The 24713-nt window shown below is 68.4% G+C and carries 28 protein-coding genes; 14 read left to right on the top strand and 14 right to left on the bottom strand.

The genetic code is table 11. The annotated features are described in order from the left end of the window. Positions 1-9 precede the first annotated feature (9 nt). The 12 genes from QMG61_RS00405 to QMG61_RS00460 all read right to left on the bottom strand — a co-directional run bounded on the left by QMG61_RS00405 (position 10) and on the right by QMG61_RS00460 (position 11820). Positions 10-405, bottom strand: a complete 396-nt coding sequence (locus QMG61_RS00405; protein ID WP_283492354.1) for a four-helix bundle copper-binding protein — start codon at positions 403-405, stop codon at positions 10-12. Between the two features lie 35 nt (positions 406-440). Further along, positions 441-770: a ferredoxin gene (fdxA, locus tag QMG61_RS00410; protein WP_283492355.1), complete on the bottom strand. Its 330-nt coding sequence runs from the start codon at positions 768-770 to the stop codon at positions 441-443. Then, on the bottom strand, positions 767-2173 hold the full coding sequence (locus QMG61_RS00415) for an FAD-dependent oxidoreductase (protein WP_283492356.1): 1407 nt from the start codon (positions 2171-2173) through the stop codon (positions 767-769). Before QMG61_RS00415 ends, fdxA begins: the two co-directional genes overlap by 4 nt. Then, positions 2170-3432: a uroporphyrinogen-III C-methyltransferase gene (gene cobA / locus QMG61_RS00420; RefSeq protein ID WP_283492357.1), complete on the bottom strand. Its 1263-nt coding sequence runs from the start codon at positions 3430-3432 to the stop codon at positions 2170-2172. Before cobA ends, QMG61_RS00415 begins: the two co-directional genes overlap by 4 nt. Continuing rightward, on the bottom strand, positions 3429-4340 hold the full coding sequence (locus tag QMG61_RS00425) for an ABC transporter permease (protein WP_283492358.1): 912 nt from the start codon (positions 4338-4340) through the stop codon (positions 3429-3431). Before QMG61_RS00425 ends, cobA begins: the two co-directional genes overlap by 4 nt. Further along, positions 4330-5082: an ABC transporter ATP-binding protein gene (locus QMG61_RS00430; protein WP_283492359.1), complete on the bottom strand. Its 753-nt coding sequence runs from the start codon at positions 5080-5082 to the stop codon at positions 4330-4332. Before QMG61_RS00430 ends, QMG61_RS00425 begins: the two co-directional genes overlap by 11 nt. A gap of 3 nt (positions 5083-5085) precedes the next feature. Further along, the gene (locus QMG61_RS00435) at positions 5086-6162 is read right to left on the bottom strand and encodes an ABC transporter substrate-binding protein (RefSeq protein ID WP_283492360.1); all 1077 of its coding nucleotides are present in this window, start codon (positions 6160-6162) and stop codon (positions 5086-5088) included. Continuing rightward, positions 6159-7544, bottom strand: a complete 1386-nt coding sequence (locus QMG61_RS00440) for a sulfate adenylyltransferase subunit 1 (protein WP_283492361.1) — start codon at positions 7542-7544, stop codon at positions 6159-6161. Before QMG61_RS00440 ends, QMG61_RS00435 begins: the two co-directional genes overlap by 4 nt. Then, positions 7544-8545 (bottom strand): sulfate adenylyltransferase subunit CysD, encoded by a 1002-nt coding sequence (gene cysD / locus QMG61_RS00445; protein WP_283492362.1) that lies wholly within the window; start codon positions 8543-8545, stop codon positions 7544-7546. Before cysD ends, QMG61_RS00440 begins: the two co-directional genes overlap by 1 nt. Beyond that, on the bottom strand, positions 8542-9279 hold the full coding sequence (locus QMG61_RS00450) for a phosphoadenylyl-sulfate reductase (protein ID WP_502846979.1): 738 nt from the start codon (positions 9277-9279) through the stop codon (positions 8542-8544). Before QMG61_RS00450 ends, cysD begins: the two co-directional genes overlap by 4 nt. Continuing rightward, on the bottom strand, positions 9243-10952 hold the full coding sequence (locus QMG61_RS00455) for a nitrite/sulfite reductase (RefSeq protein WP_283492364.1): 1710 nt from the start codon (positions 10950-10952) through the stop codon (positions 9243-9245). The genes QMG61_RS00450 and QMG61_RS00455 overlap by 37 nt, the downstream gene beginning before the upstream one ends. Positions 10953-11109: 157 nt before the next feature. Further along, on the bottom strand, positions 11110-11820 hold the full coding sequence (locus QMG61_RS00460) for a sirohydrochlorin chelatase (RefSeq protein WP_283492365.1): 711 nt from the start codon (positions 11818-11820) through the stop codon (positions 11110-11112). 75 nt (positions 11821-11895) lie between these two features. Between QMG61_RS00460 and ftsY the strand changes: the two genes are divergently transcribed. The 4 genes from ftsY to QMG61_RS00480 all read left to right on the top strand — a co-directional run bounded on the left by ftsY (position 11896) and on the right by QMG61_RS00480 (position 15777). Then, on the top strand, positions 11896-12771 hold the full coding sequence (gene ftsY, locus QMG61_RS00465; RefSeq protein WP_283492366.1) for a signal recognition particle-docking protein FtsY: 876 nt from the start codon (positions 11896-11898) through the stop codon (positions 12769-12771). 7 nt (positions 12772-12778) lie between these two features. Continuing rightward, a complete protein-coding gene (locus QMG61_RS00470) occupies positions 12779-13282 on the top strand; it encodes a DUF2004 domain-containing protein (protein WP_283492367.1) in 504 nt (167 codons plus the stop codon). A 51-nt stretch (positions 13283-13333) separates the two neighbouring features. Then, positions 13334-14914 (top strand): signal recognition particle protein, encoded by a 1581-nt coding sequence (ffh, locus tag QMG61_RS00475; protein ID WP_283492368.1) that lies wholly within the window; start codon positions 13334-13336, stop codon positions 14912-14914. A gap of 71 nt (positions 14915-14985) precedes the next feature. Next, positions 14986-15777 (top strand): LLM class F420-dependent oxidoreductase, encoded by a 792-nt coding sequence (locus QMG61_RS00480; RefSeq protein WP_283492369.1) that lies wholly within the window; start codon positions 14986-14988, stop codon positions 15775-15777. Between the two features lie 30 nt (positions 15778-15807). Here the strand turns inward: QMG61_RS00480 and QMG61_RS00485 are convergent, their stop codons facing one another. Beyond that, positions 15808-17118 carry an HNH endonuclease gene (locus tag QMG61_RS00485; RefSeq protein WP_283492370.1) on the bottom strand — a complete coding sequence of 437 codons (1311 nt, stop codon included), beginning with the start codon at positions 17116-17118 and terminating at the stop codon, positions 15808-15810. 210 nt (positions 17119-17328) lie between these two features. Further along, on the bottom strand, positions 17329-18468 hold the full coding sequence (locus QMG61_RS00490; RefSeq protein ID WP_283492371.1) for a glutamate--cysteine ligase: 1140 nt from the start codon (positions 18466-18468) through the stop codon (positions 17329-17331). Positions 18469-18731: 263 nt separating this feature from the next. On the opposite strand from QMG61_RS00490, the gene rpsP reads away from it, so the two are divergent. The 10 genes from rpsP to QMG61_RS00540 all read left to right on the top strand — a co-directional run bounded on the left by rpsP (position 18732) and on the right by QMG61_RS00540 (position 24680). Further along, entirely contained in the window at positions 18732-19157 is a 426-nt protein-coding gene (gene rpsP, locus QMG61_RS00495; protein WP_283492372.1) for a 30S ribosomal protein S16, read from the top strand. A 2-nt stretch (positions 19158-19159) separates the two neighbouring features. After that, on the top strand, positions 19160-19396 hold the full coding sequence (locus tag QMG61_RS00500) for an RNA-binding protein (protein ID WP_283492373.1): 237 nt from the start codon (positions 19160-19162) through the stop codon (positions 19394-19396). Positions 19397-19420: 24 nt separating this feature from the next. Further along, complete coding sequence (gene rimM, locus QMG61_RS00505; protein ID WP_283492374.1) at positions 19421-20101, top strand: ribosome maturation factor RimM; 681 nt, start codon at positions 19421-19423, stop codon at positions 20099-20101. Positions 20102-20194: 93 nt separating this feature from the next. Further along, the gene (locus QMG61_RS00510) at positions 20195-21034 is read left to right on the top strand and encodes a formate/nitrite transporter family protein (RefSeq protein ID WP_283492375.1); all 840 of its coding nucleotides are present in this window, start codon (positions 20195-20197) and stop codon (positions 21032-21034) included. A 9-nt stretch (positions 21035-21043) separates the two neighbouring features. Beyond that, entirely contained in the window at positions 21044-21799 is a 756-nt protein-coding gene (trmD, locus tag QMG61_RS00515) for a tRNA (guanosine(37)-N1)-methyltransferase TrmD (RefSeq protein WP_283492376.1), read from the top strand. A 9-nt stretch (positions 21800-21808) separates the two neighbouring features. After that, positions 21809-22339 carry an MFS transporter gene (locus tag QMG61_RS00520; RefSeq protein ID WP_283492377.1) on the top strand — a complete coding sequence of 177 codons (531 nt, stop codon included), beginning with the start codon at positions 21809-21811 and terminating at the stop codon, positions 22337-22339. 191 nt (positions 22340-22530) lie between these two features. Next, on the top strand, positions 22531-22875 hold the full coding sequence (rplS, locus tag QMG61_RS00525; protein ID WP_134368536.1) for a 50S ribosomal protein L19: 345 nt from the start codon (positions 22531-22533) through the stop codon (positions 22873-22875). Positions 22876-22952: 77 nt separating this feature from the next. Beyond that, positions 22953-23699 carry a signal peptidase I gene (gene lepB, locus QMG61_RS00530; RefSeq protein WP_283492378.1) on the top strand — a complete coding sequence of 249 codons (747 nt, stop codon included), beginning with the start codon at positions 22953-22955 and terminating at the stop codon, positions 23697-23699. Beyond that, positions 23700-24344: a ribonuclease HII gene (rnhB, locus tag QMG61_RS00535; protein WP_283492379.1), complete on the top strand. Its 645-nt coding sequence runs from the start codon at positions 23700-23702 to the stop codon at positions 24342-24344. A gap of 12 nt (positions 24345-24356) precedes the next feature. Then, positions 24357-24680 carry a DUF2469 family protein gene (locus QMG61_RS00540; protein ID WP_130176401.1) on the top strand — a complete coding sequence of 108 codons (324 nt, stop codon included), beginning with the start codon at positions 24357-24359 and terminating at the stop codon, positions 24678-24680. The last annotated feature ends 33 nt before the right edge of the window (positions 24681-24713 follow it).

The following is a 24713-nucleotide window of genomic DNA, read 5'->3' on the forward strand; positions in this document are numbered from 1 at the left end:
CGGCCGGGGCTAGCCGTGGCCCTTCGCCAACAGGTCGAGCAGCCGGGTGCAGGAATCGCTGAGCCTGCGGCAGGCCATCGTGCAGGTCTGCCAGGACGGGTGCAGCACCTTCATCTGTTCGCAGGCCGTGATCGAGACCCGGCAGGCCTCGCGGCAGGCCTCCAGGATCGCGACGGCGGTCGGCCCGTCGTTCCGGGTATGCCAGGACAACACCCTGGTCGTGGTGATGCTGACCTCGATGCAGTCCAGATCGGCCAGGAAGCAGGCGGTGACCTCGCCGTTGCCCTCGAGGGCGAGGCAGGCGTCCGCGCAGTCCTCGCTGACCTTCACGAGCGCGTCGCAGGCGGCGACGCACTGGGAAATCCCGGCCTCAATCGAGTCCGCGGGCCACTCGTTCCCCGGCATGCAGACACCATAGCTCCGATGTGCTCCGGCCGCCCCTACCCCGCAGTGCTGCCCTGGGGCGACAGCACGGCGATGATCGGGTGGTCCTTGTGGATCACGCCGACCTTGGCCGCGCCGCCGGGGGATCCGACGTCGTCGAAGAATTCGACGTTGGCCTTGTAGTACTCGGCCCATTGTTCGGGCACGTCGTCTTCGTAGTAGATCGCTTCGACCGGGCAGACGGGTTCGCAGGCTCCGCAGTCGACGCATTCGTCGGGGTGGATGTAGAGCGAGCGGTCGCCCTCATAGATGCAGTCGACGGGGCATTCGTCCACGCAAGCGCGGTCCTTCACGTCGACGCACGGGAGGGCGATGACGTAGGTCACGTCGACACCAGGCTGTCGTGCCGAGCGATGCCGACCTGCTCGTCCCGGGGAACGACCTTGACCCGTTCCCGCAGCACCGGTGAAGGGTCGGCCGCGCCGAGCGCGCGCTCGTGCGCGTCGAGGGCCAGCCAGCCCGCCCAGGTGGTGAAGCGGATGCCGCGCCCGTCGAGCAGGGCGAGGATCGCGTCCTCCTCCGGGCGTTCGGGCTGCGTCGCCGGACCGATGTCCTCGAGCAGCCTCGTCACGGTCTCGAGGGCGTCGCTCTTCGTGTGGCCGATCAGGCCGACCGGGCCGCGTTTGATCCAGCCGGTCGTGTAGAGCCCGGGGAGGGGAGCGCCGGAGGCGTCGAGAACGCGGCCGTCCTCGTTCGGGATCACCCCGGCCGCCTCGTCGAACGGTACCTGAGCGAGGGCACTGCCCCGGTAGCCGACGGCGCGGTAGACGGCCTGCAGCGGGTAGTCGAGGATTCGCCCGGTGCCGCGCACGCCGCCGTCGCCGGTCGGTTCCGTGCGCTCGAAGCGCATGCCCTCGACCCGCCCGGTGCCGTAGACCTCGACGGGGCTGTGCAGGAAGTGCAGGTGAAGCCGGCGGGAGGCCCCGGTCGGCTGCCTGGCCAGCCAGCCGTTCAGGGTGCGGCTCATCACCTTGACCTGGTTGTTCGATGCGGCGAGCAGCTGCTCTGACGACTCGTCGCGAGGAAAGTCCTCCTCGTAGACCAGCACGTCGACGTCGGGGATGTCGCCGAGTTCACGCAGCTCGATCGGGGTGAACTTCACCTGGGCGGGCCCGCGGCGCCCGAAGACGTGCACGTCCGTGACGGGCGAGCCGGCCAGCCCGGCGTGCACGGTGCCGGGGATGTCGGTGCCGAGCAGGTCGATCGGATGCTTGGCGAGCATTCTGGCCACGTCGAGGGCCACGTTACCGTTGCCGATCACGGCGATATCGGTGGCGTCGAGGGGCCAGTCGCGCGGGGCATCCGGATGCCCGTCGAACCAGGACACGAAGTCGGCGGCCCCGTATGACCCGGGCAGGTCGATGCCGGGAATGGGCAGCGCGGCGTCCTGGATCGCCCCGGTCGCGAAGATGACGGCGTGGTAGTGCGCGCGGAGGTCGGCCAGGTCGAGGTCGATGCCGTAGCCGACGTTGCCGATGAACCGGATGGTGCCGGCGCCCAGCATCTCGTGCAGCGAGTTCACGATGCCCTTGATCCGGGGGTGGTCGGGGGCGACCCCGTACCTGATCAGGCCGTAGGGCGCGGGCAGGGAATCGAACAGGTCGATGCCGACGGTGCCGCCGGCCTCGCTCACCGCCCGGGCGAGGATGTTGCCGGCGTAGATGCCGGCCGGGCCGGCGCCGATGATGGCGACGCGGAGGGGCTGGGGCGCCGGGGGCGTCCGGGTCATGAGTGGGCCTTTCGGGGTGCGCTGGAGAGAAGTTCACTGAAGTCATCTTGACGGGCGTGCGGGCTCAGCCTGACGACGTCGCCGACCACGATGACAGCGGGGGAGGCGACGCCGCGGCTCACGGCCAGGGCGGTGATCGTGGCGAGAGTGCCGATCGTGACGCGCTGGTCCGGGCCGTAGCCGTCTTCGATGATGGCGACGGGACAGTCCTCGCCGCGGGCCCCGGTGGCCAGGACCTCGGCGGACCCGGCCAGGGCGCTGACGCCCATCAGCAGGATCACCGTGTGGTCCCGCCCGCCGGGCAGCTCACGAAGCTGTTCGTGCCCGGTGACGACCGTGAAACCCGCCGCGACCCCGCGGTGGGTGACCGGGATGCCGGCGGCCGCGGGGACCGAGATGGCGCTGGTGACACCGGGCACGACCTCGACCTCGACTCCGCGGCTGCGGCAGTAGGCCGCTTCCTCGCCGCCGCGGCCGAGCACGTAGGGGTCACCGCCCTTGAGGCGCACGACCCGGCGCCCGGCGCGGGCGTGCTCGACGAGCAGCGCGTTGATCTCGTTCTGCGGAACCGGGTGGTGGCCGGGGAGCTTGCCGACGTCGATCACGAGCACCTCGGGGTCGAGTTCGCCGAGGAGGGAGCGCGGGCCGAGACGGTCGGCGATCACGACGTCGGCCTCGGCGAGGAGTCTCCGGCCGAGCACGGTGATCAGACCGGGGTCACCGGGGCCGCCGCCGACCAGGTACACGGTTCCGGCGCCCGCGGGACGGCGATGGTGGCGGAGCGGCAGCTCGCCGGCGTCGAGGGAAGTCGCGATCGCATCCCGCAGCGCCATGGCCCGGCGTGGGTCGCCGCCGGTCGACACCGTGACCGTGACGTCGTCCCGCCGGGTGACGGCGGGGACCCAGGCGTCGGAGGCAGTGTGATTGCCAGCGTTGAGGCACCAGATCCGGGCGTCCTCGGCATCGGCGGCGACCAGGGCGTCGACATCGGTCACGCCGGTCGCCGTGTGGGCGAGCCAGGCCCCGGCCAGGTCGCCGGTGCGATAGGCGCGGTTCCGCCAGGTGACGCTGCCGGTGGCCAGGAGGGCGCGGAGGTCCAGTCCGGCCTCAGGGGCGACGACGGTGACGAGCGCTCCGGCGCCGACGAGGCCCGAGGCGCGCCGGGCGGCGACGGCACCGCCGCCCACCACGACAACGGCGCGGCCGGAAAGTTTCAGGCCGAGCGGGTACAGGGCGATGGGGTCGTGGGTGATCGTCATCGGGTGCCTCCGGGGGTCAGGCCGCGGTGGCGCAGGAGGCTGCGCTCGACCGGGGCGAATGCGATCAGTTCGACCAGGATGCCGACGAACAGGATGACGAGGATGGTGGCGAGCACCGCGGGCAGGTCGGCCAGGTCCCGGCTCTGCTGCAGCATGGAGCCGAGGCCGAAACCGATCGACCCGCCCATCGCGATGATCTCCGCCGCCATCAGGGAGCGCCAGGAGAAGGCCCAGCCCTGCTTGAGCCCGGCCAGGTAGCCGGGCAGGGCGGCCGGCAGGATCACCAGGGTGGCGAGCTGGAGCGGGGAGGCGCCGAGCACTGTGCCGACCCGGCGCAGCTGCGGCGGAACCTGGTCGATCCCGGCGACAAGTCCGTTGGCGATCGAGGGGACCGCGCCCATCAGCACCACGAAGTAGACGGTCGCGTCCGTGAGCCCGAACCAGATGATCGCGGCAGGCACCCAGGCTACCGAGGGCAGCACCTGCAGCCCGGAGAGCAGCGGGCCGAGCGCGCGGCGGAGCAGCCGCCACTCGGCGAGCAACAGCCCGAGTGGGGTGCCGATGGCGACGGCGATCAGGAAGCCGGCGCCGCCGCGGGCGAGGCTCGTGAGCACCGCCTGCTGCAGCCGCCCGTTCGACCAGAGTTCGCCGATCGACGCGGCCACGTTGAACGGGCCGGGGATCAGGTCGGGGCGTGGCTGGGCAATCACCACGTAGAGCTGCCAGGCCAGGACGAGCGCCGCGAGCAGCAGCACCGGTGGCAGCACCCCGTCGACGATCCGGCGCCAGCGTCCGCGCTCGGCGAGGGGAACGGTCTGCAGGGCGTCGAGCCCGGCCTCGAGACTGCGGAAATCGTCGTCTCGGGGGGCTGCTACGGGGGAGACGAGCGTGCTGGATTCAGTGGGCATTGCGGCGGATCTCCTGTCTGAGCTGCTCGGTGATCTCGATCGACAGGCGGGAAACCTCGGGGGATTCGATCCGGCGCGGCCCGGTGTCGGCCAGGCGCCACTCGTTGGCGATCCGTCCCGGCCGGGACGACATCAGCAGCACCCGCTGGCCGAGCCGGGCCGCCTCGCGAACGTTGTGGGTGACGAAGACGATCGTGCGGCCGGTTTCCCGCCAGATCCGCTCGAGTTCCTCGTGCAGCAGGTCCCGGGTGATCGCGTCGAGAGCGGCGAACGGTTCGTCCATCAGAAGCACCTTGCGGTCCTGGGCGAGCGAGCGGGCGAGGGCGACCCTTTGGCGCATGCCGCCGGAGAGCTCGTGCGGGCGCTTGTGCGCGGCATCCGCGAGGTTGACGAGATCGAGCAGTTCGAGGGCCTGGCTCCGGCGCTCGGCCCTGGGCACTCCGCGCAGCTTGAGCGCGAGCTCGACATTGCGACCGGCGGTCAGCCAGGGGAAGAGTGCGGACTCCTGGAACATGACCGCGGCGCTGCCGCTGGCGACGGTGACGGTTCCGCTGGTGGGACGATCGAGGCCCGCAATGATATTCAGCAGGGTCGATTTGCCGCAGCCGGATGCGCCGAGCAGGCAGACGAATTCGCCGGGGGCGATCGAGAGCGTGATGTCCTCGAGCACGATCGGGCCGTCGGTGCCGAATCTCTTGGTCAGGCCGTCGATGCGGATCTCGGTGTCCAGGGTGGTCAGCATCGCCTACTCCGTTCCGAGTCCGGCGGCGCTCGCCGGGGTGCCGCCGGACTGGGCCAGCACGGCGTTGAGGGGAGTCAGGTCGAAGAGCCCGGCCAGGTCGCCGGTGGTGGCGGTTCCGACCTTCACCCCGGCCCCCAGCAGCACGGGGAAGGTCGCCGCGAGCGGGTCGGTCGTGAAGGTCACATGCGCGAGCGCCCTGGTGATCACGGCGTCCGAGAGGGCCTTGCCGGTGTCTTCGGTCAGCTTCTTGTTGATCACGGCGGCGGCCTCGTCGGGGTGATCGGTGAGCCAGCCGACGGATGCCGTGTGCCCGGCGACGAGGGCCCGCACGGTCTCCGGGTGCGCGGTCAGGTACTCGCTCCGCACGAGCAGCACCGTGGTGGGGAAGGCCCCGTCGGGCCAGAGGGATGCCTCGTCGACGAGCACGGTGGCGCCGGCGTCGAGCACGAGCCGGGACACCCAGGGTTCGGGCAGCCAGGCCCCGTCGATCTTGCCGCTCTGGAACAGTGCCAGGGTCTGGGCGCTGTCGGTGGGGGCGATGTGCACCTGGCCGCCGCCCGCGGTGTCGGTGTCGTAGCCCTGCTCGCCGAGCCACGCGCGGAGGGCGACGTCCTGGGTGTTGCCGAGCTGGGGGGTGGCGATGGTGGTGCCGGCCAGGTCGTCTGGCCCGTCAATGCCGGCGCGCACGACCAGGGCGGCGCCGCCGCTGGCGGCCCCGGCGACGATTCTCACGGACTGCCCGGCGCTCTTGATGTAGCTGTTGATCGCCGGGTTCGGGCCGATGTAGGCGGCGTCGATGGCTCCCGCGCTCAGAGCCTCGATGGTGGCCGGCCCGGCGCTGAAAATCTGGGTGCGGAGCGTCGTTCCGCCGAGGCTGTCGGCGAGGAGGCCCTTCTCCAGCCCGACGAGCGCGGGGGCGTGTGTGACGTTGTCGAAGTAGCCGAGGCGGAGTTCCTCGGCCGGTCCGGCAGGCGACGCCGCGCTGCCCTGCGCCGAGCATCCGCCCAGCAGCACGGGAACGAGGGCGATCGCGGCCAGGGCCAGGCCGGTGCGCGAGGCGAGACCGGTGCGCCGGGTCATGCCGGCACCCCGGTGGCCGTGGCGATGCCGGCGGCGAGGGTTGCGCCGTCCTGCGGGTGGATGACGAGGAAGGCGCCCGAACGGCGGCTGGAGGCGAAGGTCTCGATCGGCAGCGCCGCGGCGAGCCGCACGGTGACGTGGCCGATGTCGTTGATGTCGAGGCTCGCGGCGGTCTCCTGCTCCAGCGTGTCCAGGTTGAGCCGGCCGGTGACGGCGGTGACGATGGCCTGAACCGTGTTGGCACCGAATTTCACGAGGGTGCGGTCGCCGGGGGTGAGCGGCCGGGGGTCGAGCCAGAACAGGGCCGCCGTCAGCTCCTTCGTGGGGTCGGGGAGCGTGCCGGCGGCGCCGATCACCGCACCGCGGGCGATGTCGAGGTCGTCCCTGAGCCGGAGGGCGATCGACTGCGGTGCGAAGGCCTCGGTGAGCGCGGTGCCGGCGAAGTCGATCCCGGTGACGACGGTGCCGGCCCCGCCGGGCAGCACGGTGACGGCGTCGCCGACCCGCACGGTGCCGGAGGTGACCTGCCCGGCGTAGGCGCGGTAGTCGCGGAAGGCGGGCGCGTCGGCTGCGGGGACGGCGACGGCTCCCTGCGGACGCAACACCAGCTGAACCGGCAACCGGAAGGCCTCCAGCGCACTCTCGACCTCGTCGACGACCGGCAGGGTCTCGAGCAGTTCGAGCAGACTGGGTCCGGTGTACCAGGGGGTGCGCGGGGAGGCGTCGACGACGTTGTCGCCGGCCAGGGCCGAGACGGGGATGACGTGCACCTCGCCCAGGCCGAGTTCCGCCGTGACGGCGCGCACGGCATCCGCGATCTCGGTGTACGCGGCCTCGTCGTAGCCGAGCAGGTCGATCTTGTTGACGGCGACGATGATGTGCGGCACCCGGAGCAGGCGCACCACGGAGAGGTGACGTCGGGTCTGCTCGAGCACGCCCTTGCGCGCGTCGATGAGCATGATCACCGCATCGGCCGTGGTGGCGCCGGTGACCATGTTGCGCGTGTACTGCACGTGTCCGGGGCAGTCGGCGAGGATGAAGGAGCGTCGGTTGGTGGCGAAGTAGCGGTAGGCGACGTCGATGGTGATGCCCTGTTCGCGTTCGGCGCGGAGGCCGTCGGTGAGCAGGGCGAAGTCGATGCCGCCCTCGGTGCCGCCGAAGCCGCGCTCGGTCGAGGTGCGGGTGACGGCGTCGAGCTGGTCGGCGAGAACGGCTTTCGAGTCGTGCAGGAGCCTGCCGACGAGGGTCGACTTGCCGTCGTCGACCGAGCCGGCGGTGGCGAAGCGGAACAGGGTGCCGCCGGCCTGGTCGGTGAGCGCCTGGCTGTCGGTGAGTGCCTGGCTGTCGGTGAGTGCCTGGCTGTCGGTGAGTGCCTGGGTCATTAGAAGTACCCGTCCTTTTTTCGGTCTTCCATGGCGGCTTCGGAGATCCGGTCGTCGGCGCGGGTCGCGCCACGTTCGGTGATCGTGCTCAGGGCGACCTCGCGCACGACGGCGTCGACGGAGGCGGCATCCGACTCGACCGCGCCGGTGCAGCTCATGTCGCCGACGGTGCGGTAGCGCACGGTGCGGGTTTCGACGGTCTCGCTCGTGCGCGGCTCGCTGACCGGGCCGGTTGCCCGCCACATGCCGTCACGGCGGTAGACCTCGCGGTCGTGCGCGTAGTAGAGCGGCGGCAGAGCGATCTGCTCCCGCTCGATGTAGCGCCAGACGTTGAGCTCGGTCCAGTTGCTGATCGGGAATGCACGCACGTGCTGGCCGACAGTGTGGCGGCCGTTGTAGAGGTTCCACAGTTCGGGCCGCTGGTTGCGCGGATCCCACTGGCCGAATTCGTCGCGGAGGGAGAGGATGCGTTCCTTCGCCCGGGCCTTGTCCTCGTCGCGGCGGGCGCCGCCGAAGACGGCGTCGTGCCGGCCGGCAGCGATCGCGTCCAGCAGTGGCAGGGTCTGCAGCGGGTTCCGGGTGCCGTCCGCGCGCTCGTGCAGGCGGCCGTCGTCGATGTAGTCCTGCACCCGGGCGACCTCGAGCCGCAGCCCGAGGCGCTCAACGGTCTCGTCACGGAACGCGATCACCTCGGGGAAGTTGTGCCCGGTGTCCACGTGCAACAGCGGGAAGGGCACCCGGCCCGGCCAGAACGCCTTCGCGGCGAGGTGGAGCACCACGACGGAATCCTTGCCGCCGGAGAACAGCAGCACGGGTCGTTCGAATTCGGCCACCACCTCACGGATGATGTGGATGGCCTCGCTCTCGAGCACGTCGAGCTGTGACAGGCGGTGGCTGCCGGCCCGGTTCGCGGTGGCAGGGGCCGGGGTGGCAGCGTTCGGGGTGGCAGGGGCCGGGGTGGCAGCGTTCGGGGTGGCAGCGAGGACCGAGGAAGCGTTCACAGGTGGAGTCCGCATTCTGTTTTCGCCAGGCTGGCCCAGCGTCCGGATCGGGGATCGTCGCCGGCGGCGACGGGTTTGGTGCACGGCGCGCAGCCGATGGAGGGGTAGCCCTGGGCCATCAGCGGGTTGACCGGAACCTGGTGCAGCGCGGCGTAGTCGAGCACGTCTTCGAAGCTCCAGGCGGCGAGCGGGTTCACCTTGACCAGGCCGTTGCGGTCGTCCCAGGTGACCAGCGGTGTGCCGGCGCGGGTCGGCGCCTCATCCCGGCGCACGCCGGTGAACCACAGCTCGTAGTCGCCGAGGGCCCGGTGCAACGGCTCGACCTTGCGCATCGCACAGCAGAGGTTGGGGTCGCGGGAGAAGAGTTCGGCCCCGTGCTTCAGGTCCTGTTCGGCCACCGAGTGCTCGGGGAGAACGTCGACGACCCGCACCGGCAGCAGCCGGGCCACATCCGCCCTGGTCTCAAGGGTTTCGGAGAAGTGGTAGCCGGTCTCGAGGAACAGCACGTCAACGCCGGGCAGCTGCTCTGAGACCACGTGCGGGAGCACGGCGTCGGCCATCGAGCAGGCGACCGCGACCGCGTCGACGGAGAAGTTCCCGGCGACCCAGGCGACGACCCGTTCGAAGCCGGCGTCGCCGAGTTCTGCGGCGCCGCTCTCGGCGAGGGAGCGCAGCTCGGTTGCGGAGCGGAGTGTGCTCACTGCAGGGCCTCCTCGTCGGCGCGGTGCGCCCACTGGGCGAAGGTTTCGGTTTCGGTGCGGTCGGCGAGGAAGCGGAGCACAATGCGTTCGACGTAGTCGGCGAGGTCGTCCGCGGTGACCTTGAGGCCACGCACGGTGCGGCCGAGTCCGGCCTCGTCCCGGCCGACCGACGCCAGGCCGCCGCCGAGGTGCACCTGGAACCCGGGAACCTGGCCGCCCTCGCCGTCCGGCAGGAGCTGCCCCTTGAGGCCGATGTCGGCCGTTTGGATGCGGGCGCAGGAGTTCGGGCATCCGTTGACGTGCAGGCTGATCGGCTGGGGCACGTCGATGCCGGCCAGACGCTTCTCCAGTTCGAGCACGGCGTCGGTGGCCGTCTGCTTGGTCTCGACGATGGCGAGCTTGCAGTACTCGATCCCGGTGCAGGCGATGGTGGACCGGCGGAACAGGCTCGGCCGCGCGGCCAGACCGATCTCGTCGAGCGCCGCGATCAGCGGTTCGACGCTCTTCTCGTCGATATCGAGGAGCACGAGCTTCTGGTGCGGCGTCGTGCGCAGCCGGGTCGAGCCGTGCCGTTCGAGCAGGTCGGCGAGCGTCGTGAGCATCGTCCCGGATACCCGACCGACGAACGGGGTCACGCCGAGGTAGAACCGTCCGTCGTTCTGCTTGTGCACGCCGATGTGATCGCCCTGCTGCGTCGGGGTGGGTGCGGGCGGGCCGTCGGGAAGGGTCTCGTGGAGGTATTCGTCCTCGAGCACCCGGCGGAACTTCTCCGGCCCCCAGTCGGCGAGCAGGAATTTGAGCCTGGCCTTGTTACGCAGTCGCCGGTAGCCGTAGTCACGGAAGATCGAGGCGACACCGAGCCAGACGTCGGCGACCTTGTCGGGGGTGACGAAGGCACCGAGGCGCTCGCCGAGGCGGGGGCTCGCGGAGAGGCCGCCGCCGACCCAGAGGTCGTAGCCGAGGCCGAGTTCCGGGTGCCGGAGGGCGACGAAACCGACGTCGTTGATCTCGTGCACGACGTCCTGGCTCGGGTGCCCGGTGAGGGCCGTCTTGAATTTCCGGGGCAGGTTGGCGAGCTCGGGGACTCCGATGTACCGCGCGGTGATCTCGTTGATCGTGTCGGTCGGGTCGAGGAGCTCATCGACGGCGATCCCGGCGACGGGGGAGCCGAGAACAACCCGGGGCACGTCGCCGCAGGCCTCCGTGGTCTGCAGGCCGACGGCCTCGAGGCGTCGCCAGATCTCCGGCACGTCCTCGACCCGGATCCAGTGCAACTGGATGTTCTGCCGGTCGGTCAGGTCGGCGGAGTCGCGGCCGAACTCGATCGAGATCTCGCCGATCACGCGCAGCTGGGCGGTGCTGAGCTGGCCGCCGTCGATGCGCACGCGGAGCATGAAGTACTTGTCTTCGAGCTCGTGGGGTTCGAGGGTGGCGGTCTTGCCGCCGTCGATTCCCGGCTTGCGCTGCGTGTAGAGGCCCCACCAGCGCATCCGGCCGTGCAGGTCGGTGCTCTCGATGGAGTCGAAGCCCGCCTTGGAGTAGATCTTTTCGATCCGCTCCCGCACGTTCAAGCCGCCGTCATCCTGCTTCCAGGCTTCGTTTCCGTTCAGCGGCGCGGTGCCGTCGACCTTCCATTGTCCGTTCGGGCGCGACGCCGGGCGCTGGGGGCGAACCGGCGGTGCCGTCTCGGTCTGACTCGGTGTCACGATGGTTCCTCCTCGGTGGACGCGGCGACGGCGATAACGGTGCCGGACTGCGTGGGAGAAAACGTACCGAGAACGGGGGGACAAGTCTCCCCGGCGCGTAACGGCCAGTCATGCGCCGTAGCGCGGCGTCACAGAGGGTATCGGCGAGGCGGGTCGGCTACAGTGCGGCGGAATACCGGCCGACGACAACCTCGACGAGCAGCGGCGGTGCCGGCTCGTCCGGCACGAGAAGCGGCCGGGTCACGACATCGGCTCCGGCCTTCTCGACCAGCCCCTGGAAATAGCCCGGAGCCAGCAGGTAGCTGCTGACGACGACCCGTCGGCCGGGACGGTTGATCCTGGCCCTTGTCACCGCGCAGGCGAGGCGGGGGGTCGCGGCGGAGAGGAAGCCGAGGGTCACCTCGAGCCCGCCGGCATCCGCCAGCCGTTCCGCCACGACCCGGCAGGCCTCGACGGCCCGCGCGTCGCTCGAACCGGCGACGGCGAGCACGACCACGTCGTCGGGGCGGAGCCCGGCCTCCGCGAGCCGCTGGCGGAGGACGGCGACGATTCGGTCGTCTGGCCCGAGCGCGCCGGCGAGCAGCACCGAGCGCCCGGTCTCGGCCCGCACCGCCTCGGTCAGGTCAACGTGCACGTGATAGCCCGCCGACAGGAGCAGAGGCACAACGACGGCCGGTAGTCCCGCCGGGAGGGCGGCAAGGGTCGCCGGCGTGTCAGGCTGCTGCACGTCGACGAAACCCGCGGCGACCGTGAGGCCGGGTTGAGCCGCGGCCACGGCGCGCATCAGCCCGGCGACCGCGGCCTGGCCGTCCGGGGACGACGTGCCGTGGGCGATCCCGACGAGCGCCGGGGGAGTCTGGGTGCTCACCCGACCATTCTGCCGGGTTGGGCGGTCGGTGTTACCCCGGATGTCACCGCGGGTCGCGAGCCATAGGCTAGAGGCATGGCAGAACGCACCTCCTGGTCTCTCTCCGGCGCTCTGCGCGGCATGTTCGCAAAGAAGACGATCGACGACGACACCTGGGACGACCTCGAGGACGCGCTGATCCAGGCCGACTTCGGACCGGACGTGACCGAGGTGATCGTCGCCGAGCTTCGAGCGAAGGTGGCGAAGTACCACACGACCGACCCGGTCGACCTGCAGCGGATGCTCCGCGAGGGCATCGAGGAACGCCTCGCCAGGCACGACCCGACCCTCAAGCTCAGTGCGCGCCCCGCGGTCGTTCTCGTCGTCGGTGTCAACGGCGTCGGCAAGACGACCACGATCGGCAAGTTCGCCAAGTTCCTCCGTGGCTACGATCGCAGCGTGCTGATCGGGGCAGCGGACACGTTCCGTGCCGCCGCCGTCGAGCAGCTCGCCACCTGGGCCGAACGGGCCGGGGCGGACATCGTGCGGCCGCAGGCGCACGGCCAGGATCCGGCATCCGTCGCCTTCCAGACCGTGCAGAAGGCGATGAACGAGGGCATCGAGATCGTGCTCATCGACACCGCCGGTCGGTTGCAGACCAAGGGCGGTCTGATGGACGAGCTCACCAAGATTCGCCGGGTGATCGAGAAGCAGACCCCGATCGCCGAGGTGCTCCTCGTGCTCGACGCGACGACCGGCCAGAACGGGCTCGCCCAGGCCGAGGCCTTCATCGAACACGCCGGCGTGACCGGGCTCGTGCTCACGAAGCTGGACGGCTCGGCCAAGGGCGGCTTCGTGCTGGCGGTGCAGGAGAAGACCGGCATCCCCATCAAACTCGTCGGCCAGGGTGAGGGCATCAACGACCTCACCGGTTTCACGCCGCACGTCTTCGCCAAACAACTCGTCGGATAGGACGTACATGACAATCGAACACGATTTCTTTGGAATTCTCGGCAGCGACGATGCGGGCGAGGTCTACTGGTCGGACACGGCCGAGCTGGGCGACCAGGACGTGCAGATCGACCTCAACTCGCCGGACGAGGACTCCGTCGCTGTCGAGGCGCTCGACATTGCCGCGGCCATGGTCAATGCGCTCGAGGAGCTCGACGCCCAGGCCCGCGAGTCTCTTGTGGCCGACCTCAGCGCCGAACGTTCGGTGACGAACGCATACATCACCACCGAGCTGGAGGAGATGGATCCCGAGGCGCTCGAGGACGCCCTGATCTGGGACTCCGGCGACAAGCAGATCGACTTCCTGCGCTCGATCCAGCTGCAGCGGGTGGGCTTCCACCCGCACCACTTCCGCAGCGAGGAACACTTCGCGGTGCTCGAATACTCGATCAGCCCCGACGAGACCGACGCCCTGCTCGTGGTGACGATCGACGTGCACGGGGACCCCGTGATCATCTCCGTCGAACGGTAGACGGCGCACCCGCTCACCGAGGGTCGGCTGACCGGTTAAAGTAGAAGCACAATGGCTACTTTTGGAACCCTCTCAGATCGCCTGGCCGAGACGTTCAAGAATCTCCGCACCAAGGGCAAGCTCAGTGCGGCGGATGTTGACGGCACCGTCCGTGAGATTCGTCGCGCCCTCCTCGATGCCGACGTCGCCCTCGACGTCGTCAAGGACTTCACCGGGAAGGTGCGCGAGCGTGCCCTCGGCGACGAGGTCAGCAAGGCGCTGAACCCCGCACAGCAGGTGGTGCGGATCGTCAACGAGGAACTCGTCGAGATCCTCGGCGGCCAGCAGCGCCGGCTCGAATTCGCCAAGAAGCCGCCGACCATCATCATGCTCGCCGGCCTCCAGGGCGCGGGTAAGACGACCCTCGCCGGCAAGCTCGCGAAGTGGCTGGCGAAGGACGGTCACACGCCCGTTCTGGTCGCCGCCGACCTCCAGCGCCCCAACGCGGTCACCCAGCTCCAGGTCGTCGGAGCGCAGGCCGGCGTCGCCGTCTTCGCCCCTGAGCCGGGCAACGGCGTCGGCAACCCCGTGCAGGTGGCCCGCGACGGCGTGAAGTTCGCCCAGCAGAAGATGCATGACGTGGTCATCGTGGACACCGCGGGCCGTCTCGGCGTCGACGCCGACATGATGAAGCAGGCCTCGGACATCCGTGCGGCTATCGGGCCGGACGAAGTGCTCTTCGTCATCGACGCGATGATCGGCCAGGATGCCGTCGCCACGGCGAAGGCCTTCCAGGACGGCGTCGACTTCACCGGTGTCGTGCTGACCAAGCTGGACGGTGACGCCAGAGGTGGTGCGGCGCTATCCGTGGCATCGATCACCGGCCGCCCGATCATGTTCGCGTCGACGGGTGAGAGCCTGGACGACTTCGAGCCGTTCCACCCCGACCGGATGGCCAGCCGCATCCTCGACCTCGGTGACATCCTCACCCTGATCGAACAAGCCCAGGGCGCCTTCGACGAAGACGAAGCGCGCAAGATGGCGGAGAAATTCTCCACCGACTCGTTCACGCTCGACGACTTCCTCAGCCAGATGCAGCAACTGCGCAACATGGGCTCGATCAAGAAGATGATGAGCATGCTCCCCGGCGCAGGCGCCATGAAGCAGCAGCTTGAGAACTTCGACGAGCGCGAGATCGTGCGCACCGAGGCGATCATCCAGTCGATGACGAAGGCCGAGCGCACCACCCCGAAGTTGTTGAACGGATCCCGCCGCCTGCGCATCGCCAAGGGCGCCGGCTCCAGCGTGACCGAGGTCAACCAGCTGGTGCAGCGTTTCGAGCAGGCAGCGAAGATGATGAAGACGGTCGCCAAGGGCGGCATGCCCAACATTCCCGGGATGGGCCCGATGCCAGGCGCCGGCCTGGGCGGAAACCGAGGCAAGCAGCAACCGAAGAAGAAGGGCTCGAAGTCGGGAAACCCGGCCAAGCGCGCGGCGGAGAACGCAGCGCTCGCGTCGGGGGAGAAGCCCGCCGGTGCGGCAACGGCCGGCGGAACGGGCTTCGGCCTGGGTGGCGGCAAGCCGGGGGCAGGCAAGCCCGGCGGACCCACCGAAGAAGAGATGGCCGCGCTGCAGAAGATGCTCGGGCGGTAACGCCCGGGTCGCCCGACGGCCACGGGGCGGAACGCGGGCCGGGCCAGGGGCGGTCGGATTATGCTGGCCGCATGACTTCAGCCGCTACCCGCCCGGTGCGCATCGGCGCGCAATTGGCCCCCCAACACGCCACTTACGGCACGATCCGCGATGCCGTCGCCCAGGTGGAGGCGATGGGAACCGATGTCGCCTTCAACTGGGACCATTTCTTCCCGCTCTCGGGTGACCCGAACGGGCTCCATTTCGAGTCCTGGACGATACTGGCCGCCTGGGCGGAGCAGACCACCACCATCGAGATCGGTGCCCTGGTGAACTGCAACAGCTACCGGAATCCCGATCTGCAGGCGGACATGGCCCGCACCATCGACCAGATCAGCGGCGGCCGGTTCATCTTCGGTACCGGTTCGGGCTGGTTCGAGCGCGACTACGACGAGTACGGCTACGACTTCGGCACCGTGGGCAGCCGGCTGGACGCCCTGGCCGAAGACCTGCCTCGGATCGAGGCACGGTGGGCGAAGCTCAATCCGCCGCCCGTCCGGAAGATTCCCGTGCTGATCGGCGGTGGCGGCGAGAAGAAGACACTGCACATCGTCGCCCGTCACGCCGACATCTGGCACTCGTTCTCCCGCCCGGACGTGCTCGAACACAAGCTCGGCGTGCTGGCCGACTGGTGCGACACGGTTGGCCGCGACCTGGCCGAGATCGAGATCTCCACCGAACTCCGCGGGCGGAGCGTGGAGGAAGCCGACCAGCTCTACGACCTCGGTGCCCGCCTGTTCACCCTCGGACTGTCGGGCCCGGAGTACAAGCTGGACCGCCTGACCGATTGGCTCGCCTGGCGCGACTCCAAGAACGAGGGCTGACCCAGACGCCCATTTCGATGCCGCAGTCGCTCAGAACGGTGCGTCGTCGTAGCGGGCTGCCGCTGACCCTGCCGCTGACCCTGCCGCTGTCGCCGGCGCCGGCGCCGGCGCTGTCGGTGGTGGTTCGGTGGGGAGGATGGTGGCGGGTTCGGTGGTGAAGTCGCGCCCGGTGGGTGAGGTCCAGGTGAGGATGCCGCCGGGTTGTTGGGTGACGGTCCAGCGGGTTTGGGTTTTCAGGGCGTGGCTGGCTGTGCAGAGGTGGGCGAGGTTGTCGGCTGCGGTCATGCCCTGCAGCGCCCAGTCATGGGTGTGGTCGAGTTCCGCGTTGCGTGCGGACCGGTTGCAGCCCACGAAGCGGCAGGTTTCGTCGCGGAGGCGCAGGAATTGGCGCATGCGTTTGGGGACCTTGTATCGGTCTCGGCCGACGGAGAGGATCACCCCGGTTTCGGGGTGGGTGAGTAGCCGGGTGAAGCTCGGCGCCCGCGAGGCGAGGTCCCGGGCGGTGTCGGCGTCGATCGGCCCGTACCCCTCGAGGTAGCCGGGCTCGTCACTGTGACCGAGGAGTGTCATGACCGGCACGGTCACCTGCACGCTCGCTTTCACTCCCGCGCCCACCCCGGTGGGGGTGACCCCGTCGATCAGCAGGTCGCTGAGCACATCGGTGCGGATCTGGCTGAGCGTGCGCGTTTCGCCCGGGCCCTGCAGGCTGGTGGCGAGGTCGGTGGCCCGGTGGAAGATCGCCTGCACCAGCTCCGCCCCCGTCGTCACGTACAGCGTCGCCATCCCGTCGTGCTCGGGGATCACCCCGCTGGTGCGGTCCGCGATCGACTTCTCCCGCCTGGTGGTGATCGTCTCCGGGTGCAACTTCTCCCGCAACAGGCGGGCCTTGTGCTTGAGTTTGGCCACGGTGAGCTTCTCCGCCGCGGGCAGCAGGGCTTGTTCGAAGGCGGCGAGTCCGTCGACCGGGATCGACCAGGACTGTTGGACCACCGTTTGCGCGTGCCGGTAGCTGATCCGACCGGCCGCCAGCGCCGCCCGGGTGCCGGGCAGGTCGTCGGCCAACGCCCGGCTCTCCGCGAGGAGGTTCTCCGCGGTGCGCTCCGGGATCCGCAGGGTCGCGGCCAGCTCGCTGGAGAGCTCCCGTTCGGCGATCTCCTCCCGGGTCCACCGGGCCTGCAGGCTGAGCGGGATTCCGACGGCGTGCGCGGCGCTGAACCGGCGGGCCCGGTCGACAGCCTCGGCCCGGGCGGCGAAGCACTGGGCGATCGCCTTGTCGGCTGCCGCGACCGCGTCGAAGAGCAGTCCGAGCTGCTGTTGGGAGGTGCTCACCAGGGTGGCCATACCCGAACTTTACGACCAGCCACCGACATTCGTGACCGGCCGGGACGGCATGGTGGAAAGGGGTGGATAACCTGATCAACGGCGCTTTGTGGAGGAGTTGTTCGGGGTGATTTCGACAGGCTCAATCACCGGGCGGCTCAATCACCGGGCGGCTCAATCACGGGGCGGCTCAATCACCGGGCGGCTCGATCACCGGGCGGGAGAGCCGGCTCAGCGCGCGACGAGTCCCGTGCGCAGTTCGTCGGCGAGGGAGCGTACGACGCTCGGCAGGTCGCCGCCGGCCGCGTCGGCCACCCGCAGTTGGCGCTGGTAACTCGCCCCGGCATCGAGGATCAGGTTCAGTCCCAGAAGCTCCGGCAGGCAGCCCAGGCGTTCCGCTACGGGGGAGAGAACCCCGATCAGGCGCCGCACATCGTCGACGACGTGGCATTCGGAGCCGGCGGAGTCGACGATGATCTCAGCGTCGAGCCCGTACCGCGCCGCGCGCCACTTGTTCTCTCGCGCGAACCATTGCGGCAGATGAGGCACTGTCTCGCCCGCATCCAGCCGGGTCGACATCCACTCGACCAGGCACTGGATGAACGCGGCGATCGCGGCCAGCTCCTCGGCCGTGGAGACGCCGTCGCAGGCACGGATCTCGATCGTGCCCCAGCGCGGCGACGGGCGGATGTCCCAGCGCACCTCTGTCACATCATCGACGATGCCGGTGACGGTCAGGTCCTCGACGTAGCGCTCCCACGCCGCCCAGTCCTCCAGGATCCAGGGCAGGCCGGCCGTGGGCAGCTGCTGGAACATCTGCGCCCGGTTCGAGGCGTAGCCGGTGTTCACGCCCGCCCAGAACGGGCTCGACGCGGACAGCGCCTGCAGGTGCGGCAGGTAGGTGAGCAGGCCGTTGAGGATGGGGATCACCTTGTTGCGGTCCTCGATGCCCACGTGCACGTGGATGCCCCAGATCATCATGTTGCGGCCCCACCACTGGGTGCGGTCGATCAGACGGTGGTACCGGGGCTTGTTCGTGACCTGCTGGTCGAACCACTGGCCGAACGGATGCGATCCGCTGCAGATGAGGTCGACGCCGCGCGGGTCGGTGATCGCGCGGACTTCGCCGACCTGGCCGACGACATCCGCCACGGCCCCGGCCACGGTGTGGTGCACCGCGGACACCAGCTCGACCGTGTTGAGGAGCAGCTCGCCGGTGATCTTCGGATGCGCCGAGCCGTCGCCCCCGCGGAGGTCGTGGAGCACTTCGTCGGCGATGGAGACGAGGTCGCCGGTGTCGCGATCGACCAGCGCGAGTTCCCACTCGATGCCGATGGTCGACCGCTCAGAGCGGGCGAACTCGATTTCCACGTTGAGCCTTTCGAAGGGTCACCCCGATTTGGGTGCGTCCTGGCACAATCCTGACACCGATTGGGGGTGCTCGGCCACGAGGGCGGGTGCGCCGAATGCCGATTATCGGAATCGGGGCATCGTCTGGCAGAATGGTTAGTCGAGTTCTCTTGCGTTCGACCCTCTACTCAGACGCAGGAAAAAACCACCTTATTGAGCTTGTGCCGAGTGTGCCCCCACGCTCACGGCCGTCAGTTCGCCAAAATCAAAAACACAGGAGAATTGTGGCTGTCAAAATTCGTTTGAAGCGCATGGGTAAGATCCGTGCACCGTACTACCGCATCGTTGTCGCCGACTCGCGCACCAAGCGCGATGGCCGTGTCATCGAAGAGATCGGCATCTACCACCCCACGCAGGAGCCCTCCGTCATCGAGGTCAAGTCCGAGCGTGCGCAGTACTGGCTCGGCGTCGGCGCACAGCCGACCGAGCAGGTTGCCGCTCTCCTCAAGCTGACCGGCGACTGGGGCATCTTCAAGGGTGACAAGAACGCCGTCAGCACCGTGAAGTTCAAAGAAGCCAAGGTCGCGTTCGTCGCCGACGAGAAGAAGAAGCCGGTTCTGAAGCCGAAGGCCGACAAGCCCGTCGCCAAGGAAGAGGCTCCCAAGGAGACCGAAGCTGACGCAACGGCCACCGAAGAGGACAAGGCGTAGCCTTGCTCGCTCCCGCGCTTGAGCACCTCGTCAAGGGAATCGTTGATCACCCGGACGACGTGCACGTTGCCGCCCAGAACTCCCCGCGTGGCGAGGTGCTCGAGGTTCGCGTGAACCCCGAAGACCTCGGCCGCGTGATCGGTCGCTCTGGGCGCACCGCCAAGGCACTGCGCACCCTCGTGGCCGCGCTGGCCGATGGCAGGCGCGTGCGGGTCGACGTCGTCGACACCGATTTCTAAAGAACCGTAAGCGAGTAGTTGGTAATGAGTGTGAACGACAGCACGCCTCCCCGTAGTCAACTCCGGGTGGGGCGTCTGACGAAGGCGCACGGCCTTAAGGGCGCCATCAAGCTCGAACTGTTCACGGATGACCCGGGACGTCGTTTCGTCCCGGGCGCCGTGTTCACCCTTCAGGTCCCCACGGGGTCACCCTGGCACGGCAAGACCATCGAGCTCGTTGAGTTGCGCTGGTACAACCAGCACGCCGTCGGGTTCTTCAAGGACGTGCCCGACCGCGAAGCGGCCGAGGCCCTCGCCAAGGCGATCCTCTGGATCGACCAGGACGACGCGGAACAGCCCGACGAAGAAGACGCCTGGTACGACCACCAGTTGGTCGGACTCTCCGTCGTGCGGGATGGCGAGGCGATCGGCACCATCGCCCGGCTCGAGCACATGCCGGCGCAGGACCTGCTGATCGTGAAGACCCCGGCCGGCGAAGTGATGATCCCCTTCGTCAAGGCCATCGTGCCCTCCGTTGACATCACGACCGGCATCGTTACGATCACGCCGCCGCCCGGACTCCTTGAGGAGTTGCCGGAAGAACCGGACACCGAACCGGACACCGAGCCGGACACCGAGCCGGACACCGAACCAGAGTCCGAACCGGAGTCCCCAACGGACACCCAGACTTCTCCGGCGGAAAAGCCGGATAGCGAAGGCGCATAGGCGCGCCAGACTCTCACCCGGGGAGTGGCGCCCGCGCCCGTCCGACTTCCCTCCTCGTCATGACGCGGTACACCCTCCAAGGAGAACCGCCGCATGTCGTACGTCAAACCGGACCAACTCATCGATGACATTATTCATTCCGGTGTCCTAAAAACCAGACTGACCATTAAGCAGATGTTCCTGCGCGGCGCCCTGTCCGGCGCCATCCTCGGTGCCGCCACGGCGGTTTCCCTGACCGCGGCCGCCCAAACCGGCTTGCCCATCGTGGGCGCCGTGCTCTTCCCGGTCGGCTTCGCCATTATTCTGCTGCTCAACCTCGAGCTGGTCACCGGCAGCTTCGCCCTTATCCCGCTCGCGATCCTCGAGGGCCGCACGACGCTCAAGAAGGGCCTCACCAACTTCGGTGTCGTCATCGGCGCGCACCTCTTCGGTGCGGTTCTCTTCGCCCTCCTCTATGTCATCTCGATCACCTATATGGGCACCCAGACCACCGACCCGGTGATCGACGCGATCATCAACCTCGCCGACCACAAGGTGCTGCCGTACGAGGCGGCCGGCCCGGCCGGAATCCTCGTTGCCTTCATCAAGGGCATGCTCGCCAACTGGATGGTCGCGCTCGGCACGATGATGTTCTACGTCTCCAAGTCGACCTCCGGGAAGGTGCTCGCGATGTGGCTGCCGGTCACGATCTTCTTCAGCCTGGGCTTCGAGCACGCGATCGTGAACATGTTCGCCATCCCGGCGGGCATGATGCTCGGCGCCCCCATCAGCATCGGCCAGTGGCTGGTCTGGAACCAGGTCCCCGTGCTCGTCGGCAACCTGCTCGGAGCGATCCTGTTCACCGCGCTGCCGGTCTATTTCTCGCACCGCACCAAGGTGAACCGGGCCGCCAAGCTCGTCGAAGCGAACGAGCCGGCGCTCATCCGCTCTTAGACTTCACTGGTGCGCATCGACATCCTCACCATCTTTCCGGAGTTCTTTTCCGTCCTCGACGTTTCCCTCGTCGGCAAGGCCCGCCAATCGGGACTGATCGACCTGCGCGTGCACAACCTGCGCGATCACACGCATGACCGGCACAACACCGTCGACGACACTCCTTACGGCGGCGGCGCCGGGATGGTGATGAAACCGGAGCCCTGGGGCGAGGCACTCGACGAGATCCTCGGCGAGGTCTCCGGCGCCGGGGCAGAGGGCGAAGCGGGGGCGGATGCCGGGCCGGTCCTGATCTTCCCGTCCCCGGCCGGAGAGGTGTTCACCCAGAAGATGGCCAGGGCCCTGGCCGTGGAGCCGAACCTGGTCTTCGGCTGCGGGCGCTACGAGGGCATCGACCAGCGGGTGTTCGACCATTACGCGGCCAGTGGGCGGGTGCGTCTGGTGTCGCTCGGCGACTACGTGCTCAACGGGGGAGAGGTCGCCGTGATGGCCATGATCGAGGCCATCGGGCGGCTGATCCCCGGCGTCGTCGGCAACCCGGAAAGCCTGGTCGAGGAATCGCACGAGGACGGGCTGCTCGAATACCCGAGCTACACCAAGCCGTCCAGCTGGCGAGGCCACGACGTGCCGCCCGTGCTGCTCAGCGGAAACCACGGTGCGGTCGCAGCCTGGCGTCGGGAGCAGCAGCTCGAACGCACGCGCCGGGTGCGCCCCGACCTTCTGCCCCCAGCGAACTCCGAGCCGGACGCCAAATCGCGCGGGTAGTCTGATCTCGTGTTCGTACGCAGAGTCTTCTACTACTGGCAATTCATCGCCGTCGTCGTGCTGCCCGCATGGCTGATGGTCGGCGCGTCGATGTTCGGCGCGAGTGGCTGGATGGTGCTCGGCAGCTTCTTCGGCGGGGTGATCCTCGGCATCGGCCTGCTCTTGGTGGCCTTGCTCATCTACGCCCGCAAAGAGGTGCGCACCCGTCGAGCGGTGTCCTGGGCCGACGTGGGAGTTCTCACCCTCTGGCATGCCATGATCGTCGCCGTCGGTTTCAGCACGGCGTCATCCGGTCTTCCCGTGCTTGTCGTCGCCGTAGGTCTTGCCGCGTTCTGGTTCGTCATCTGGGAGTTCTACAACGCCGCCAGGGCCAGGATGCGGGAGATGCTCGTCGTGATCGACGAAACCGCCCGGTTCGGGTCGGCGCAGGCCGCGGGCGGTCAGGGTGCTGCCAGGCCGCCTCGCTTCGACAGCACGATCGATCCCTCGGTTATCGTCATCCGTGAGAAGGCGGCGGACGAGAAGCCCACCGAGCAGTAGCGGCGTTCTTTTGCGGCGCAGGCCGCTTCCATGACATAATCAGCGTTTGTGCCGTAGCAAGCCTCTGCCACAGGGGAGCTGCAACATCTGGCACGAAACATACTCAGTCGGTTGCCGACGCGGTTCGCGTGAAGCGGGTCGTCCGGCACAAATCGTAGTCGTCCTGTGGCGGATACAGAGAGCGAACCAATATGCATATTCTCGACCAGGTGGATGCACCATCCCTCCGTAAGGACATCCCGGCGTTCCGCGCCGGCGACACCGTCAAGGTCCACGTCAACATCGTTGAGGGCGCCCGCTCTCGTGTCCAGGTCTTCCAGGGTGTCGTCATCGGCCGCTCCGGCGAAGGCGTGCGCGAGACGTTCTGCGTTCGCAAGGTCAGCTTCCAGGTCGGCGTCGAGCGTACCTTCCCGGTGCACTCCCCGGTGATCGACCACATCGAGGTCATCACCCGCGGTGACGTGCGTCGCGCGAAGCTGTACTACCTGCGCAACCTGCGTGGCAAGAAGGCCAAGATCAAAGAGAAGCGCGACTAACAGTCGACTCCCAGCCTCGGCTGGACTTCTCCCTGAGCTCCTCACCCTTACACTGGGTGAGGAGCTCAGGCGGTTTAATGACAGACAATTCTCTGCCCACACGATCACATCGCGTGGCATCAGAAACGAAGCGCAAGAAGCGTGGGGTGGCACTGTTCATTCGCGACCTTCTGGTTATTTTCGTGGTGGCTCTGCTCATCTCGTTCCTGATCAAGACCTTCCTGATTCGATCGTTTTACATCCCCTCCGGGTCGATGGAAACGACCCTCCTGGTGAACGACCGCATCATCGTGAACGAGCTCGAGCCCGGGCTCATCCCGATCAGCCGCGGTGACGTCGTCGTGTTCCGCGATCCGGGCGGCTGGCTCCTGCCGCAGGCGCCCCTGGAACAGAACCCGATTGTGGCCGGCGTGGACTGGGTGCTCGCCGTGGTCGGCCTGTCCGCCCCGGACAGCAACGACCACCTGATCAAACGGGTCATCGGTCTGCCGGGCGACCACGTCGTCTGTTGCAATACCCTCGGCCAGATGAGCGTCAACGACATTCCGATCTCGGAACCGTATGCGCGGCTTCCGGTCGGTGAGACGAAGGTCTCCAAAGATCCCTTCGACGTCGTCGTCCCCGCGAAATCGCTCTGGGTGATGGGGGACAACCGGTACAACTCCAAGGACTCCCGGTACAACGGCGACACACCCGGCAAGGGCTTCGTCCCGATCGACAACGTCGTCGGCCGCGCCCTGGTGATCAGCTGGCCGCTGGCACGCTGGAGCTGGCTCGACGACTACCCGGAGGTTTTCCGCGGGGTCACAACGGAGACCAGGTAGATGGCGGTCGTCGACCCCACCCTCGACGTGGAGCTGGCCATGATCGCCGCCGGGGCGAGCTGTGTGATCGGCTGTGACGAGGTCGGCCGCGGCGCGCTGGCCGGTCCGGTCGGCGTCGGCGTGGCCGTCGTCGGGCCCGCCGCTGCGAACATCCCCGCCGGCCTGCGCGACTCCAAGATGCTCAGTGAGCCCAGGCGCGAGGCCATGGCGCCCGTCGCGGCGGCCTGGGCGTCGCACTCCGCCGTCGGCCTGGCTTCGGCCGCCGAGGTCGACGAACTGGGCATCATCGCCTGCCTCGGGCTCGCGGGCAAACGAGCCCTGGCCCAGCTGCACGCCGCCGGGGTCGACATCGCCGGGAGCGTCGTGCTGCTCGACGGTAACGACGACTGGCTGAACAAGGCCCTGAACACGCCGCTCAACGTGGTCACCCGGGTGCGCGCCGACCAGGACTGCGGTTCCGTGGCCGCGGCATCCGTCATCGCCAAGGTGCACCGGGATCGCCTGATGATCGAAGCGGACGCCCTGAATCCGGGGTATGGGTGGGCGGGAAACAAGGGCTACGGCAGTGCGGCCCACATGAAAGCGATCGCCCTGCTCGGGCCGACCCTGCTACACCGCAAATCGTGGCTGAGTATCACAGCGTAGGATTGAAACACCATGGAAGAAGAAGAATTCGAGGACTACGACCGCGAGGTCGAGTTGGCCCTGTACCGAGAGTACCGAGACGTTGTCGGGCAGTTCCAGTACGTCGTCGAGACCGAGCGACGCTTCTATCTCGCCAACGAAGTCGAACTGGTACGCCGTGACACGGAGCACGACTTCTACTTCGAACTGACCATGAAGGACGTCTGGGTCTGGGACGTCTATCGCTCCGACCGCTTCGTCAAGTCGGTGCGCGTGCTGACCTTCAAGGACGTCAACGTGGAGGAACTCGCCTCCAAAGAGTTCGAGTTGCCCAAGGAACTCGCGCTCGACGAATAGCTAGACCCAGGCTGCCAGCCTGCAGAACCCGGC

Origin of the sequence: Cryobacterium sp. PH31-AA6 (assembly GCF_030063195.1) — a bacterium.
Taxonomy (GTDB): Bacteria; Actinomycetota; Actinomycetes; order Actinomycetales; family Microbacteriaceae; genus Cryobacterium.